A 15,549-nucleotide genomic window follows, 5' to 3' on the forward strand; every position below is an offset into this window, starting at 1 on the left:
GGGCGCGGAATGCCGAGGGCGTGCGGACCGGTGGGCGGCCGGTCCGCCCTGCCGTCACCTGTCGCGGAAGGCCTTCTGAGCGCACGTCCGGATGCCGTGCGACCCCCCCCATGGACCGGGACTGCTCATCCGGGCTCGGAAACCGTGCGTTCCTGCTGGTGGGCACCCGCGATGCCGCGGCGCAGGACGACGGGACCGCTGTCCGCCATCAACGATTCCGACTACCGGCCCCGCGTCTGAGAGGACAAGCCGCTTCTCCCCCTGGGGAGAAGCGGCGTTTCGTCATGTCCGCAGTGGAAGCTCACGGCGCGGTCCGGTGGCGGGCCGTCCGGAGGACGTCGGCCGTATCAAAAGGGCACCTGAGGGTGCGCGCTGAGTGCGGGATTCCCCTCGGCGGCCCGGCGGTTCACCGAACAGGCGCGGTGAGATCCGCCGAACAGGCCGCAGTGAAAGATGACAAGAAAGATATGGCTCGCGCTCTGGGGCACGTAGGCCGCTCTTGACCTGTGCATGGTGATAACTCCATTCCGAGGCGGAGTTCGTCGGATTCGCCGGAGGAATTCCCTTGCCCCCAGGAGACACCGCATGCGTGACACCAGCCGTGCGAGGACGCTCCTGATCGCCGCCGCCGCTGCCGTCACCGGCGACGGGAAATCGGCTGATCAGGACTCCGCCACGGAGGGGTCAACGGCACGTTCGCCGACGGCACGATCGAGTACCTGGCGCCGACCAAGTACATCGTGAGCGTCAAGGGCAGGAACCAGCAGTTCTACGTCGCCGCCGGCACGGAGGTGTACGGCGCCGGCACCCTGTGCGGCACGTACAGCACGAGGGCCACGACGCGTTGCTCCCTCGGCGAGTTGGAGAGCGGCAGCAAGAGCGGTTCGGTCGCTGCGGACGTGGTCGTGAAGAAGGGTGTCGCCACCAGGATCACGGAGCGACCCGCTCCGGACGAGGACCCCGCCGTCGACGACCAGTGACCGCTGCCCTGCTCGCGGACCACGGCGGCGTACGGGGGTGAGGGCAACGGCTGTCCGGGTCCGCTGCCCGGCATCGGTCGGTCGCGAGCGGTGCCCACGGCTCCGGTTCGGCCGCGCGGACAGCCCATCGAGCGGACAGGGCGCGCGCCGCCGGGCGGCCGGTCAGATCGCGGTGGACATCGCGCGTCGCGCGTTGGCCTCCGCCTCCTGCTCGACGCGGTCGCCTGGATCGCTCACCTGGACGCCGTCACCCCGGTCCGTGCCCGCCACCGGCCCGGTGCGCTGCTGCATGACATGGGTCAGCTCGTGCGCCATCGTGTGCTTGTCGGCGCCGCCCGCACCGATCACCACGGGGGACCCCGAGGCGTGGGCACGCGCGCCGCGTCCGCAGCACGTCGTGCACCAGTGAACGCTGCACAGGCGCCGCGCCCGGAGCCTCGGGCGAGGGCGACCACCCCGCCGCGCCGCAGCCGGGGCCGTGGGTGTGCCGCTCCTCGTCCGCCTTGCGGGCGACCGCCGCGTTGCCGGCCAGACGCCTTCAACTTTCTGACGGTGCGCGGGGACACCGGCGGTACGGCACCCCGACCCGCGAGGCCGGGCCCGGTGCTGCGGTCGCGCTCCGCGTGTCCCGTCGACCGCGGAATCCGTCGCCGCTCGTCGTACCCGGACTCACCTTCAAACGTCGTCCGCACAGCCCACCTCCGTAGTCGTCACCCCCATGAAAGGCGGTCCGCCCGGCGGGCGCCGGCAGCGGGCGGGCAGACAGCGGTGCACTCCTGGTCCCTCTGGTGCCGTCCGATGGCGCCGCGCTCCGGGCCGTTCGCGACTCTCCGTGCCCCAGGCGTCAGGGGCGGACGCTCAGGCCGTCGAAGGTGAGGTCGAGGAGGCGCTCCGCCTGTGCCCGCTGCTCTGCCTTGCCTGACGCCAGTGCGATGCCGGTGAGGGCGGCGAACAGGTCGGTCGGGCCGATGTCCGTACGGATGGTGCCGGCCTCGGTGTTGGCGTCGAGGAGGGAGGCGATGGCCTCCAGCATCATCTCGTGGCTCTGGGCGTAGGGGTTGACGCCCGTGTCCACCAGAGCGCGCAGGGCGTCCGCCATACCCAGTTTGGCGGTGGCGTAGTCGATGAAGTGCCCCATCCACGCGCGCAGGGCCTGGCGGGGCGGCAGGTCGGCGAGGAGTCTCGGTGCCGCGTCGCAGAGCTTGGCCAACTCGTTGCGGTAGGCGGCCTCGATCAGCACCTCCCTGGTGGGGAAGTTGCGGTAGAGGGTGCCGGAGCCCACGCCGGCTTCCTTGGCGATGCGCTCCAGGTGCGCATCGAGACCTTCCTCGGCGAAGACGCGCACCGCTGCCGAGAGGATCTTCTCGCGGTTGCGCTTGGCGTCGGCCCGCAGAGGCCGTCCTGTCTCGTCGGGCACCGTTCTCTCCTGTCACCCCGGCTTGCTAAGTGGGGGCGTCCCCACTTAATCTTCCTAAGTGGCGGCGCCTCCACTTAAACCGGCGGCGCCTCCATTTCAACCTTAGGGCACGCGCTCCGCCGGCGTTCGCCGTGGCGCCGGGGCGGCACCGCGTGCGGCCGTCGCGCCCGACTCGGGGCTTCTCCGGACCGGCCCGTATGCCGCCGGCCCGGACAGGTCCCCCGCCGCCTCCGCACTCCGATCGGAACCCGAATCCCCATGCCCTCTTCCCGTCACGCCTCCACACCCGCGTCCACGCCACCCCGTCCCGCCGGTTCCACCGCGTCCCGGACCGGCCCGGGACGCGGCGCCGCCGTCGGTATCGCCGTCGTGCTGGTCGCCCAGCTGATGCTCGCCCTGGACACGACCATCGTGAACGTCGCCTTGCCCCGCATCGGGGCGGGCCTGGACTTCACACCCGCCGGACTGTCCTGGGTCCTCAACGCGTACACCCTCGCCTTCGGCGGCCTGCTCCTGCTGGGCGGGCGGCTGGGCGACGCCTACGGCAGACTCCGCGTCTTCGAGTTCGGCCTCGGCCTCTTCACGGCTGCCTCGCTGCTCGGTGGCCTCGCCCAGACGCCCGCCCTGCTGATCGTCGCGCGGGCGGCGCAGGGCACCGGAGCCGCCCTCGCCGCTCCCGGTGTGCTCGCCCTACTCACCGCCGGTGCGGGCGACCAGGGCGCCCGCCATCGCGCACTCGCGCTGTTCTCCGCCGTCAGCATCGGCGGCAGCACGCTCGGCCTCGTCCTGGGTGGTCTGGTGACCGACTACGGCTCATGGCGCTGGACCCTGTTCATCAACGTGCCCATCGGCCTGGCAGTCCTTCTCCTCGCTCCCCGCTTCGTCGCCAAGACTCCCAGGCGCCCCGGCCGGTTCGACACCGTCGGTGCCGTGGCGGCCACCGGCGCCGCGGTCGCGGTCGTCTGGGCCCTGATCGGCGCCCCCGACCACGGCTGGACGTCCGCCCGGACGATCGGCGCGCTAGCCGTGGGAGCGGTGCTGGCCGCGGTGCTCGCCGTGACCGAGCGCCGGGTGGCCGATCCGCTGCTCGTCCCGGCGCTGCTGCGCAGCCGCCGACGCCTCGCGGGCCTCGCCGTCACCGCCCTGGTCTTCGGCTCGCAGATGTCGATCTTCTTCCTGGTCGTGCAGTACGTCCAGCAGGCCCTGGGCTTCAGCCCGCTGCGGGCCGGACTCGCCTTCCTGCCCATGACTCTCGGCATCTTCGCCATGTCCCGCATCACTCCCCGCCTGCTCGCCCGCTTCGGCCAGGGCCCGCTCCTGATCACCGGCACGCTCGGCCTCACCGCCAGCTATCTGTGGCTCGGGAACCTCGGTACCTCCAGCGGTTACGCCGCCGCAGTGTTCGGCCCCTTGCTGCTCAACGGCGTCGTCGCCGGTCTGACCTTCACCCCCGCCGCCTCTCTGGTCGTCGGCGATGTCGGACCCGAACACGCGGGAGCCGCCTCGGGGCTCCTCCAGACCACCCAGCAGCTCGGCGGGGCGATCGGACTCGCCGTGATCGTCTCGGTCTACGCCGCCGGCGCGGTACCCGGCGCGTTCGTACCGGGCGTCCGGGCGGCCTTCACGACGGCAGCGGCCCTCACGGTCGTCGCGTGCCTCGTCACCGCTGCGACGACGCTTGCCGGCCGGGGGAGCCGCCGGGCGTAGCCGACGCCGCGCGACCTGCGCGCACCGGCGGGTTCGCCTGCCCTCGCACTCACCGTGCCGGCGATGCGGAACCGAGCTGCGGAGTCCTCTGACGGACTCCGCGGCTCCGTTCTGTTCCGTTGGTGTTCCTTGCCGACGGCAGAGCCGGGAGCTGCGGGGTCGCGGCGTGCCGCAGGGCCCTGGGATCCGTTGCGAAAGTGGATCTTGTTCGTTGACGATCACGTCCTGTGAGACGTGGGGATCTGACGAACGGCCAGTGGGCCCGGCTGAAGCCTTTGCTGCCGACGGGCATCAAGCCGGGTCGGCCGCAGGAGTGGATGCGGCGGCTGCCGCCGACTCCGCAGCCGCTACGAACGCCGGGCCGAGCACTTCCTCGCCTTCACCAGCCCCGCCTGCACCGTCATCTGCTACCGCCGACTCGCCAAACGAGATGGCTTGCCTTCGTGCAGCGTAGTGCGGTGTAGGCCCGTGCGCTGGCGAGGCTTGCCCAGGACCCGTCCAGCGACTCCGGTGGACGCCGCCGAAGCTTCTCCCTGTACAGCGCCAGGTCCTCAGCATCCGCGCCCGAGAGGTCCCTTGGCACGGATGCGGGGTGCTGCGGGCTGGAGAGCGTGACTCCATGATGGCGGTCGGCGACGGTGCGGGTCATGATGTGGGAGTCGGTGTCGGAAATGAGCGGGGGATCCCGTCGGGTGAGCTCTTTCGCGCAGTCTGATCTGCCTTGAGCGGCAGGGATGGACTGTCGGCCGTGACGCTCGTTTGACGCTGTGAGCGCCCGCATACAGAGCTATGAGCCGATAAACCGGCTCTGACCTGGTGTTTCCCGTGAGTCGCCTAGCCTGACATCTTTCCGATGACGCATCATGTGGAGTGCTTGGCGATTTTGGAGCCCACGGCAAAGGGGCTTCGACCTGCGGATCCTGATGGATCGTCCAGGCGCGGCCGGTGTGCTCGACCTGTTTTCCGACGTCCATCGCGTGGTGCGTGTCGCAGGCTCGCGCCACGTGTCTCACCTGCGGCTTCGCGCAGCGGTGGGCGGTGAGGAGCGTGTTGCCTCGACCTCGTGAGGGCGGTTGGGGGAACGAACGTCTTGACGCTCGTTCGACGCTGACTCCGACGGAGCGTCATACGCTCGCTCGGCCGGCATCTAGGCCAGATCAAAGGTCCCGGGCCGACGCCGTCGGTCTCGAGCTCGGTGGCCGCCCGTGCGCGTTGCGGCGGACGGAGGACCAGAGGGACCATGCGTTCGGGGTGACGCCCACCAGGCCAGTGATCATCTCGTTGTGCTCGCGCTCGTCCTCTTCCTCCAGCCGATCCTCGAAGCAGCCGGACCATGGCGGGTCTTCGAAGTTAGGCGGGGTGGAGGTGTCCGCGGGCCCGGCGGGTGGTGACGCAGCGTGTGCGTAGGCGTTGGTTGGCGGGGTTGCGGAAGCCGTGGGCGGCGCGGGCGACAAGCTTGATCACACGGTTGATGCCTTCGCTTTTGGCGTTGCTGTGTCCGGTGGCGATGAATGCGGCGATCTCGGGCCACCAGCGGTCCACCGTGACGGCCAGTTGGCGGACTTCGGGGATCTCGGAGTCCGCGCACCAGGTCAGGAACTTGAACCGCAGGTGGCCGATGCGGTGGCGGTCGACGCCCGCACGCAGCGCAGCATGGTGACCCGGAAGAAGAAGGCCGGGTACGCGCGGCACGCCTTCGCCGACATGCTGCACGTCATGCTGCGGATCGACGCCGCGCAGTTCGCGTCGCCGATCACCCCGGAGCGCCCGCGCGTCGAGTTCGGCGACGGAGTCGCACCGTCCGAGCAGCAGACGGCGACAACGCTCGACCTGCTCAACCGGGCCGGCGCCGTGTCGACCTCGACGAAGGTCAAGATCCTGCACCCCGATTGGGACGACACCGCCGTAAAGGCCGACGTCGCCGCGATCCTCGCCGAGACCGGCGCCGCCGCCTCCGATCCCGTCGGGCATTTTCCCCTCCACTCTCCGCCGATAGCGAAAACCGCAACGGCGACGTAGCTCTTGCCTCAAAGTGCAGCCATGCGCCAAGAACGAAAACGCGGACGATCCAGCTATGCCCACCCCAGACGGCGACCGCGCCTGCCAGGGCAGCGGACCACACAAGAAGAGATCAGGCGTACCGATGAAAGTAGGGAGAGCGTCTGGATCAACACTATTTCCGCAGGCATCAGTGCTTTCATCGCAATTCCGGCTCTGATCCTCGCCCTATTGGCGTACGTCGACACGAGGCAACAAGAGGAAGAAGGGGACATCAAGGAGGCGGCACAGATCAGCTGGTTCGTAGTTTCGAGTCCCGGACCCGCAGATCGGCTGCAAATCGAACTTGAAAATCGAAGCCTGCGGCCGATTTACGACCCCATAATCGTTTTATCTACGGTCACCCAGTTCATTCGTTTTGCCGAGACTGTAGCGCCCTGCACCAGAATAACCTACATAATTCCCGAGAAGTTGGCGGAACTCCCCAAGCATGGACACCTAGGGACAGTAGGTTTCCTGTTCTTTCGCGACTCCCTCAATCACTGGTGGGAGACCGGTTACAGCGGAGGGTTGAGTAAGGAATCAGGACCTCCTTACGACCCCAATGACCTCAGTTCGCCCGTGGATACGCATCGCGAGGAACTACAGAACTGCGGATGATTGTTCGGGGGTGCGCAGGATGCCGATTCACCCGGGCATGGTCGAACCCCTCGCCGAGCGCACCCTCGTTTTGTACGCGGACGCCGAGAACCGGCTACTCGGCATCATCGCCGGGCAGCTCGCCGACGGCCTCGACGCCCCAACGTGGGCCGAGCGAAAGCTCGCCGCCGTGCAGGCACTCAGGCGCAGCGCACAAGCCGTCGTCGACGAGCTCGGCAAGGCCGTGACCCTCGACGTGTTCGACGCGGTCGCCGAGGCGTACAACACCGGGCACCGCGCCGCGGTCGCCGAGCTCGGCGCCCCGTCGGACCGCGCCCGGCAGCTGGTCGACCAGATCACGCCGAACGCGCAGGCCGTCGACCGCCTCGCCGCCGAGACCGTCATCCGCGTGACCGCGACGCACCGCTCGATTCTGCGCGCCGTCGTCGACGGATTCCGCCAGATCGTCGCGGAGGTCACCGCAACGCCCCTGCTCGGCACCGGCACCCGCAGGCAGGCCGCGCAGGACGCCATGCGCCGGTTTGCCGGGTCTTCGAGCTTGGGTCTGGCTGTAGTCGGCCTGTCGCACCGTCACAGATGATGAATGCGGGGTGAGTTGGGCCCTGGATGCAGGAAGCCCGTGGTCGTGGGTGATCATGACTGTTCTCTACGCAGCTTGATCACCTGGACACACGGGCTTGGACAACAATACGACGTTGCTGCTCGACCTGGACGGCCTGGCAGTTGAGAAGGTCGAGCGGCTTGCGGACGGCACCCGGCGGGTGTACCTGACCACCGCGGACGAGGCCGCACGGGCCTGTCCCTCCTGCGGGGTATTCGCCGTGCATGTGAAGGGATTCGTGCAGACTCGCCCACGGGATCTGCCCTACGGCGAGCGGGGGCTGGAGCTGGTGTGGCGCAAGCGACGCTGGTACTGCACCGAGCCGGCCTGCCCACGCCGGACCTTCACCGAGCAGGTGCGCCAGGTCCCGGCCGGGGCCCGGATCACCGAGCGACTGCGGAGTGCGGCCGGGCGGCGGGTGTGCGACGCCGGTTCCACCGTCGTTCAGGCAGCCCGGGACCTGGGCCTGTCCTGGCCCACGGTGATGCACGCCTTCCGCACCGCAGGGCAGGAGGTGAGCGCTGCCGCACTCGAACCGGTCGACGTCCTCGGGATCGACGAGACCCGGCGGGGCCGCATGCAGTGGCGGCAGAACCCGGAATCAGGTCGGTGGGAGCCCGTGGCGGATCGCTGGCACACCGGCTTCGTGGATGCTTTCGGCGTGCAGGGCCTGCTCGGGCAGGTCGAGGGCCGCGCCCCCTCGGACGTGCTGGCCTGGCTCGCCACGACGCCGCTGGCCTGGCGCCGGCAGATCCGCTACGTCGCGATCGACATGTCCGCCGGCTACCGCGCTGCGATCCGCACCGGGCTACCCCACGCTCAAGTCGTGGTCGACCACTTCCATGTGGTCCAGCTCGCCAACAAGATGCTCAACATCGTCCGACGCCGGACCACCGCCACCCTGCGAGGCCGGCGCGGACGGGCCGCCGACCCGGAATGGAAAGCCAGACGCCGGCTTCTGCGCAACCGCGAGGACCTCACCGACGCCCAGTTCACCACGATGTGGAACGCACTGATCGACGCCGGGACGATCGGGATGACGCTGCTGACCGCCTGGATCGCCAAGGAACGGCTGCGGGACCTGCTCGCCTGCGCCCGCACCGGCGTCGACCGCCACCGCATCGGCCACCTGCGGTTCAAGTTCCTGACCTGGTGCGCGGACTCCGAGATCCCCGAAGTCCGCCAACTGGCCGTCACGGTGGACCGCTGGTGGCCCGAGATCGCCGCATTCATCGCCACCGGACACAGCAACGCCAAAAGCGAAGGCATCAACCGTGTGATCAAGCTTGTCGCCCGCGCCGCCCACGGCTTCCGCAACCCCGCCAACCAACGCCTACGCACACGCTGCGTCACCACCCGCCGGGCCCGCGGACACCTCCACCCCGCCTAATACTCCAGCCGTAGATCGTGATCTTGCTGGTGGGGGCGGCCGAGAGACGGGTACGGCCACCGCTGATCATCGGTGTGTGAAGACTGAAGATCATGCGGTGGCCGCGGGTCACAGCGTAGACCCTGCCCGCTGGCAGGAGGCGTTCGAGGTCCTGATGTCGCGGATAGCGGGCCGGTTCGTGCGGGTGGAACCCCGGCGCCGCGTAGGGGACTTGGTGCTGGGGCTGCTGTCGGACCTGCCGCGCAAGAACTGCTGGTCGATCGCCGAGTGGGCCGGGGAGGCGAGTCCGGACGGCATGCAGCACCTGCTCGGCCGGGCCAGGTGGGACGCCGACGCCGTGCGTGATGACGTGCGCGAGTACGTCCTGGAGCATCTACACGACGAGGACGCGGTGCTGGTAGTCGACGAGACCGGGGACGTGAAGAAGGGCACGCACACCGTCGGCGTCCAGCGCCAGTACACCGGCACCGCCGGGAGGATCGAAAACGCGCAAGTCGCTGTCTACCTCGTCTACGCAGGCCGGAGCGGGCACGCTGCGGTGGACCGTGAGCTGTACATCCCGCGCTCGTGGACGTGTGACCCGGACCGCTGCCGGGCCGCGGGCCTGGGCGAGGAGGTCGTCTTCGCGACCAAGCCGGAACTGGCTTCCCGCATGATCGGCCGATTCCTCGACGCAGGGCACCGCGTGGGCTGGGTCGCAGGCGACGAGGTCTACGGCGGCAACCCGAAGCTGCGGTCCGTGCTGGAAGAGCGCAAGGTCGGTTACGTGCTCGCCGTCGCCTGCTCGGCTGAAGTCACCACCAGTGCGGGGAAAAGCCGCGCGGATGCCCTGGCCGCGAAGGTACCCAAGCGGGCCTGGCAGAAGCTGTCGGCCGGGGCCGGCGCCAAGGGGCACCGCTTCTACGACTGGGCCGTCATCGACCTGGCCGAACCCCGGTCCGGCAGCCACCGGCTGCTGATCCGCCGCAACCGCACCACCGGTGAACTCGCCTACTACCGCTGCTTCTCGCCCGCCCCGGTGCCCCTGACCGCCCTGGTGCGCGTCGCCGGGTCACGATGGCGGGTGGAGGAGACCTTCCAGGCCGGAAAAGGCCTGGCCGGACTGGACGAGCACCAGGTCCGCCGCTTCACCTCGTGGTCCCGCTGGGTCACCCTGGCCATGCTTGCCCACGCCTTCCTCGCCGTCGTCCGCGCCGACGCACACGCCCACCATCCCGCCCCGGACGGGCTGATCCCGCTCACCTGCAACGAGATCCAGCGATTGTTCACGACGCTGGTCGTCCGGCCCGTGCGCGACGTGGCCCACCGGCTCCACTGGTCCGCCTGGCGCCGACGTCACCAATCCCGCGCACGTCACAGTCACTACCAGCGCCAGGCAGCCCTTCCACCAGGAAGCATCGGATAGCTTGCGGACATGGCGGAGAGAGCACATGAAGATGCCACAGCGGCTTTGGAACGACTGGCCCGCCGGGTCCGTAACGAGCTGACAGCGGCCGGCCTACCGGTGGTGGCGCACGACCTGGCACCCGAATTGACGGTGGGGGCCGAGGTGACCGTCGCATCGGAGGCCGACAACGGTGCCGTGTTCGTGAGCTGGAACGCTAGCCCTCAGCTCCGCCGGAAGGCATTGAACGCGCTACGGCACCGCCGTCTGAATGACCCAGCGCTACAGCACCAAGGCGCAGTCTTGGCCGCCATGGCCCAGGCAACGATTGCGATCCTGACGGCCGCCGGCTTCACCGCGCGGGACGCGGAGAACGACATGAGCCCTTTCGATGTGCGGGTCCTCGACAGTCCCGGATCGAACACGGAGGCAGCGTGGGCCATGCCAGCAAGCGATCTGACTCTCCCTGGCTGGTCATCAACCACCTGATCCCTCACCAACAGCCGATCCGCTCGCTGATCCGAAAGATCACGATCTACGGCTGGAGTACTAACTTCGAAGACCCACCATGGCACCTACCTGATGGCGCTGCCGGGCTGCGCCCGTGACCAGCGGATCTTGTGAATCGCCGGTCACGGCAAGTTCGCCCCAGCCCTTCCAGGGTTTCGACATCGTCGAGTGGGTGCTGGTGACCCGCACAACCAGGCTTCGTACTGGTCCGGGAACGCAAGGCGGAGGAGCAGCTATCGCGCGCACAGGCCGTCGGCGACACGGGCGCTGAGTTCGGGGCGCTGAAGGAACGTGCGCGGCAGCTCGGAGAGGACGTCACGTCATGGGAGGACATGCGAACGCGACCGTCCCGCTGTGGGACGCTCGTTCAGTGGTTTCGCGTACCGACAGGTGGGGCGTCACCTTGATCTCCGTGGTCCCCGTGCACCCGTCCGTGCGGAAGTCGATGGAAATGTGCTTGGTTGATCGCCCTGAAGTGGCAGTAAGGTGCGTTGCGCTTTCGCGGAATAAGTCCAGGACCTCGACTCCATGACGCTCGTGACGCTCATTGGACGTCGAATTCGTGCACCACCACCCAGTAGTCGGATTCTTCGACCGAAGCGGCACACAGGTGGCGGCCGTCAACCGAAACGGCCACGAATTCGGGTGAACCCGTCACTGCGGAGATACGTGACGGGAGGTTCTTGCCGACCGGGTCTGTCACGCGCACCCAGCCGACCTCGCTCCCGCCGGGTACAGGCGGAAGGATGAGGAAGTCTCCGTTCCCCCCGTAGAGCGAAGCCTGTGAAGCATGGTGATGCCACGCCTCGTCCAGTTCGTCGGCGGCGTGGGGGGTGGAGGCGGGGATCGCGGCGACCGGCTCCACCTCGAATCCGCTGACCGCGTAGATGGCGGCGTTCACAGGTGGGCCGTCAGGCGCCGCCTCCCCCGTCACCTCGAGTCCGCAGCGCTGAAGGGTGTCCAGCCACTCCGGTGCCTGCCCGTCCTTCATGATCCCTGACCTTTCGTCGGTCCCCACGACACTCAGCTGCCTTCGTAGAACAGGTGATGGTCACCACCCTGTTTGTTTATCTTGGCATATCTCTCCATGGACTCCGGATAGCCGAGACTGCCGTCGGGCCGCTGCACCCTCGCGTTGTCCCAGCCGAAGTTGACGAAGTTCCGGGTGTCATCGATCTTCGGTTTGCCGGCATGGAAGTGTGGCCCTGCCGGATCGTGGGTGTGCTCGACGACCACACGCGAACCGCTGTCCGTTTCGAACTGCCGGAAATTTCCCCAGTGTGCCGGGTCGGGGGAATAGACGTAACCCGGCGTGTGCTTCAGTTGCTTGTCCCCGGTGACCACCCACTCGGCAATGGGGTCCTCGCCGTAGCGAACTCCGGCGAGCTCGAACGCGGCCTTTTCCGCATCCGCACGGTTCTCGAATGGGTTGCCTTTCTCGCCACGCGGATAGGGGCTCAGTCCGAGGGGGTCGGACCAGGTGTGAGGGTTGTGGACGTAGGTGGCGGGGTTGGGTGCGGGAGTGAGCCCGAGGGGGTCGGGGGTGAGGTATCGCGCGGTTTCAGGGTCGTAGTGGCGAAACAGGTTGTAGTGCAGGCCGGTTTCCGGGTCGTAGTACTGACCGGGGAAGCGGAGCGGGGTGTAGGCCGTGCTGGATCTGCTCCAGGCGGTGGTGCCCCAGAGGGTGGCGCGGGTGCGCCAGGCGATGTCGCCGTCCTGGCCGATCAACTCGGTAGGGGTTCCGACGAGGTCGGTGGCGATGGCGAAGAAGCGCCGGTCCACCTCGTCCTGACGGGCGTCCGCCGTGACGATGCGCTCGGTCTGTGAGAGGGGAACGCCGGACCGATGGTCCCAGGTGAGGGCGACTGCGCTCGGAACGTCCGGGTGGTGAACGGTCTGTTCGCACAGGGTCATGCCGTCCCAGGCGAACCGGACCTCCTCCACCACGCTCTCGTCGTCTGCCAGGCGCAGCTTGGCGACGCGGCGGCCCAGGGGGTCGTAGCGGTAGCGCCAACGGGTGCCGTCCGGCGTGATCACCGAGGTGAGTCGGTTCTCGGCGTCCCATTCGTAGCGCCAGGTGTCGGGCTTGCGGGACAGGCGGGTCTTCTGCCGCAGGGTGATGCGGCCGAGGGCGTCGTGTTCGAAGCGGACGGCTCCGGCGCGGGTGATCGCTGTGCCGGCGTAGGTCCGCGGTCCGGTGGCTTCGTTGCCGGGGTGGGAAGCGGGCCAGGACGCCTCGGTCAGGTTGCCGCTCGCGTCGTAGGCGTACCGCTCGGTCCACCCCTGCGCGTGGACGGCCGTGACGTGGCCGACCGCGTCCAGTTCGAAGGTGCGGGTGCCCGACAAGAGATCGCTGACAGAGCTGAGGTGGCCGTCCGCGCGGTAGGAGTACGTACGGCTGTTGAGGGTACGCCCGCCGGCGCTCAGGTGACTGGCGGAGAGCCGTCCGGCCTCGTCCCAGGCCGAGGTGACGGTGAGAGGGTCGGCGAAGTCCGCGAAGACACGAGCCGTTTCACGGCCTGCGACATCATGGGTGAAGACGACCGGGGACCCTCCGGTGGTCAGGCGGTCGGGACGGCCACTGGCGTCGTACGTGTAGGTGGTCAGGTGGCCGGTGGGAGTGATACGGCGGGTGCGGCGGCCCACGGCGTTGTACGCGTAACTCATGGCGCGGCCGTCGACGAGTTCGGACTTGACCCGGCCCAGGCGGTCGTACGTGTAGAGGAGTTCGCTGTCCGGGCCGGAGGCCTGCAGAAGACGTCCGGCCCGGTCGTAGCCGTAGGTCGTCACCTGGCCGTCGGCGTCCTTCCGGATCACCTGGCCGAGTTGGTCTCGCTCGAAGGAGATGATGTGGCCGAGCGAGTCGGTTCGGGAGGTGAGTTGTCCGGCGGAGTCGAGACGGTAGCTGAGGGTTCGGCCGTCGAAGTCGGTCTCCGAGACCATGCGACCGGACGCGTCGTACTCGTAAGTCCAGTGTGACCCCTGCGGGTTGGTGACCTGGACGAGCCGCAGGGCGGCGTCGTACCCGAATTCGTACCGGCCTCCGTTCGGCTGGGTGCGGGCCGCCACCAGGTCGAAGTGGGTGTACTCGAAGCGGGTCACCCCGCCGATCGGATCGGTGTGGGTGAGGCGGTTGCCCTCGCCGTCGTAGGTCCAGGACTCGGTGGCGCCGTCCGGGGCCTCCCGGCGGATCAGATTGCCGTCCGCGTCCCACTCGAGACACGTGACGCCACCCGTGGGGTCGGTGGCGCGTATGGCGTTTCCGAGCGCGTCGCGCTGAAGATGAGTGGTCCCGCCGGCCGGGTCGATGACCTGCACGGGCTGGCCCATGGCGTCGCAGCGGACTGTGGTGACGGCTCCCAGCGCGTCGGTGATCGACGTCAGGCATCCCCGAGCGTCGTAGGTGTACCGGGTCGTATGGCCGGCCGGATCGGTGACCGCCACCCGATTGCCGCGCTCGTCGAATCTCTGGAGCCAGCGGCTGCCGTCCGGGCCGTGGAGGTCCGTGTACCTCCCGAACGGGCCGGGCTCCATGGCGAGTCGGCTGCCGTCCGGGCGGAGCACGGCGACCAGGCGGTCGTTCTCGTCGTAGGTGTAGGCGGTGGTGCGGCCGAGCGGGTCGGTGCGGGTGAGGAGGTTCCCGCGCGTGTCGTAGGTGAAGCTGTTGGTGTGGCCGAGCGGATCTGTGGTGGCCAGGACGCGACAGCCGGGGCCGATGAGGTGGCGGGTGGCGTGACCCTCTGCGGTGGTCAGGGTGGTGGTGCGATGGCCCGTCTCGGGGTCGGGTTCGGTGTAGGTGAGGGTGATCTGGATGTGGCCGGCTTCGCCGCCTTCGGCGACGACGCGGTCGCGGTCGTCGTAGAGGTAGTCGTAGCGGCTTGCGTTGGAGTCGATCCAGGCGATGACGCGGCGGCGGTCGTCGTAGACGAAGGTGGTGGTGGCGCCCGACGGTTTGGTGACAGTGGTGAGGTTGCCGTCCTCGTAGCCGTAGCGCATCAGGGGCAGGTCCGCGCCGCCCTCGCCCGCGCCGGCCAGGGAGAGCGCGGTGACGAGGCCGTCGGCGGTGATGAGCTTCACCTGGTGGCCCGCCGAGTGGACGAGGGCCAGCGGGAGGCCGTCCTCGGCGCGGTCGATGGTGATGGTGTGGTCGTTGGGTTCGGTGATGCCGGTCAGCCAGGCGGTTCCGTCGCCGCCCGGTTCGCTGCCGGACGGGGCGGTGAAGTGGAGGGTCAGTCCGGTGTCGGGGTCGGTGACGGTGTAGTCGCCGTCGGCGTCCCGGGCGAGAATTCTGCGGGCCCTGCCCGATTCCGGTGTGGTCGGCGCGCCGGGGGCCGGATGCGGATACGGGACCAGAAGTCCCTCGGCGGTGATGTGGACGACGCCGATCGCGTCGATCTCCAGACGCTCGTCGACGGTGGAGGTCCAGGCGGGCCCCAGGAAGCGGCCGACCGTGCAGCCCGACTCGGTGCGGCGGGTGAACACCAGCGGCAGGATGCCCGGAACCGCGAGGTCGGTCTGGGGTAGGTACATCCGGCCGGTGGCGAGGTCCACCGGGTCGGTGCCGTCGGTGATGCGCTCCCCGTCGGGGCGGTTGTGGGTGCCGTCGGGGGCGTCATCGATCAGCCTGCGCGCCCGTGCGGCGTCGGCGGCCTCCTCCGCGATGCGGATGCCTTTCACCGCGGCGCCGCCCCCGCCGGTGGCGGCGGTCAGCGCGAGGTCGGGGATCAGCCGGCCGAACCCCTCGGCGGGGTCCTTCATGAAGTCGCTGATCATCTGCTTGCCGGTGCCGACCGGGTCGTTCGCGGCCACCACCAGGCCCGCGGCCAGGCTGTTGAGGGATGTGGCGTACTCGGCCGGGTGCGTGATGTTGTACGGGTCCAGCGGATTGACACTGCGGACGAA

The 15,549-nt window shown here is 69.0% G+C and carries 12 protein-coding genes and 1 pseudogene; 8 read left to right on the top strand and 5 right to left on the bottom strand.

Features of this window, described 5'->3' with window-relative positions:
- The first annotated feature begins 740 nt into the window (after window positions 1-740).
- A complete protein-coding gene (locus tag ACF1A1_RS31900; protein ID WP_392004470.1) occupies window positions 741-980 on the top strand; it encodes a hypothetical protein in 240 nt (79 codons plus the stop codon).
- A gap of 162 nt (window positions 981-1,142) precedes the next feature.
- On the opposite strand, the gene ACF1A1_RS31905 is transcribed toward ACF1A1_RS31900, so the two are convergent.
- Window positions 1,143-1,331, bottom strand: a complete 189-nt coding sequence (locus ACF1A1_RS31905) for a DUF4157 domain-containing protein (RefSeq protein WP_392004471.1) — start codon at window positions 1,329-1,331, stop codon at window positions 1,143-1,145.
- A gap of 493 nt (window positions 1,332-1,824) precedes the next feature.
- The gene (locus ACF1A1_RS31910) at window positions 1,825-2,397 is read right to left on the bottom strand and encodes a TetR/AcrR family transcriptional regulator (protein ID WP_392004472.1); all 573 of its coding nucleotides are present in this window, start codon (window positions 2,395-2,397) and stop codon (window positions 1,825-1,827) included.
- A 258-nt stretch (window positions 2,398-2,655) separates the two neighbouring features.
- Here ACF1A1_RS31910 and ACF1A1_RS31915 point away from each other — a divergent pair, with 258 nt between their 5' ends.
- Window positions 2,656-4,104 carry an MFS transporter gene (locus ACF1A1_RS31915; RefSeq protein ID WP_392004473.1) on the top strand — a complete coding sequence of 483 codons (1,449 nt, stop codon included), beginning with the start codon at window positions 2,656-2,658 and terminating at the stop codon, window positions 4,102-4,104.
- A 312-nt stretch (window positions 4,105-4,416) separates the two neighbouring features.
- Window positions 4,417-4,524: pseudogene (locus tag ACF1A1_RS31920) on the top strand (IS5/IS1182 family transposase); the annotation flags it as partial.
- 930 nt (window positions 4,525-5,454) lie between these two features.
- Here ACF1A1_RS31920 and ACF1A1_RS31925 read toward each other — a convergent pair.
- Window positions 5,455-6,075: a transposase gene (locus ACF1A1_RS31925; protein WP_392004474.1), complete on the bottom strand. Its 621-nt coding sequence runs from the start codon at window positions 6,073-6,075 to the stop codon at window positions 5,455-5,457.
- A gap of 69 nt (window positions 6,076-6,144) precedes the next feature.
- Here ACF1A1_RS31925 and ACF1A1_RS31930 point away from each other — a divergent pair, with 69 nt between their 5' ends.
- From ACF1A1_RS31930 to ACF1A1_RS31950, 5 genes are all read left to right on the top strand, one after another.
- A complete protein-coding gene (locus ACF1A1_RS31930; protein WP_392004475.1) occupies window positions 6,145-6,762 on the top strand; it encodes a hypothetical protein in 618 nt (205 codons plus the stop codon).
- A gap of 19 nt (window positions 6,763-6,781) precedes the next feature.
- Entirely contained in the window at window positions 6,782-7,342 is a 561-nt protein-coding gene (locus ACF1A1_RS31935; protein WP_392004476.1) for a phage minor capsid protein, read from the top strand.
- A gap of 97 nt (window positions 7,343-7,439) precedes the next feature.
- The gene (locus tag ACF1A1_RS31940) at window positions 7,440-8,753 is read left to right on the top strand and encodes an ISL3 family transposase (protein WP_392004477.1); all 1,314 of its coding nucleotides are present in this window, start codon (window positions 7,440-7,442) and stop codon (window positions 8,751-8,753) included.
- Between the two features lie 154 nt (window positions 8,754-8,907).
- Entirely contained in the window at window positions 8,908-10,158 is a 1,251-nt protein-coding gene (locus ACF1A1_RS31945) for an IS701 family transposase (RefSeq protein ID WP_392004486.1), read from the top strand.
- A 9-nt stretch (window positions 10,159-10,167) separates the two neighbouring features.
- A complete protein-coding gene (locus tag ACF1A1_RS31950) occupies window positions 10,168-10,626 on the top strand; it encodes a hypothetical protein (protein WP_392004478.1) in 459 nt (152 codons plus the stop codon).
- 565 nt (window positions 10,627-11,191) lie between these two features.
- On the opposite strand, the gene ACF1A1_RS31955 is transcribed toward ACF1A1_RS31950, so the two are convergent.
- Complete coding sequence (locus ACF1A1_RS31955; RefSeq protein ID WP_392004479.1) at window positions 11,192-11,638, bottom strand: hypothetical protein; 447 nt, start codon at window positions 11,636-11,638, stop codon at window positions 11,192-11,194.
- A gap of 32 nt (window positions 11,639-11,670) precedes the next feature.
- Window positions 11,671-15,549, bottom strand: a 3,879-nt coding sequence (locus tag ACF1A1_RS31960) for an RHS repeat-associated core domain-containing protein (protein WP_392004480.1), incomplete at its 5' end; no start/stop codon positions are given.

Origin of the sequence: Streptomyces sp. NPDC014995 (genome assembly GCF_043080745.1) — a bacterium.
GTDB lineage: Bacteria > Actinomycetota > Actinomycetes > Streptomycetales > Streptomycetaceae > Streptomyces.

Excerpts from the sequence above, each read along its gene's own strand:
- ACF1A1_RS31915 (WP_392004473.1), top strand. The coding sequence starts at position 2,656 with ATGCCCTCTTCCCGTCACGCCTCCACACCCGCGTCCACGCCACCCCGT.
- ACF1A1_RS31925 (WP_392004474.1), bottom strand. The coding sequence starts at position 6,075 with ATGCCCGACGGGATCGGAGGCGGCGGCGCCGGTCTCGGCGAGGATCGC.
- ACF1A1_RS31930 (WP_392004475.1), top strand. The coding sequence starts at position 6,145 with ATGCGCCAAGAACGAAAACGCGGACGATCCAGCTATGCCCACCCCAGA.
- ACF1A1_RS31935 (WP_392004476.1), top strand. The coding sequence starts at position 6,782 with ATGCCGATTCACCCGGGCATGGTCGAACCCCTCGCCGAGCGCACCCTC.
- ACF1A1_RS31945 (WP_392004486.1), top strand. The coding sequence starts at position 8,908 with ATGTCGCGGATAGCGGGCCGGTTCGTGCGGGTGGAACCCCGGCGCCGC.
- ACF1A1_RS31950 (WP_392004478.1), top strand. The coding sequence starts at position 10,168 with ATGGCGGAGAGAGCACATGAAGATGCCACAGCGGCTTTGGAACGACTG.
- ACF1A1_RS31955 (WP_392004479.1), bottom strand. The coding sequence starts at position 11,638 with ATGAAGGACGGGCAGGCACCGGAGTGGCTGGACACCCTTCAGCGCTGC.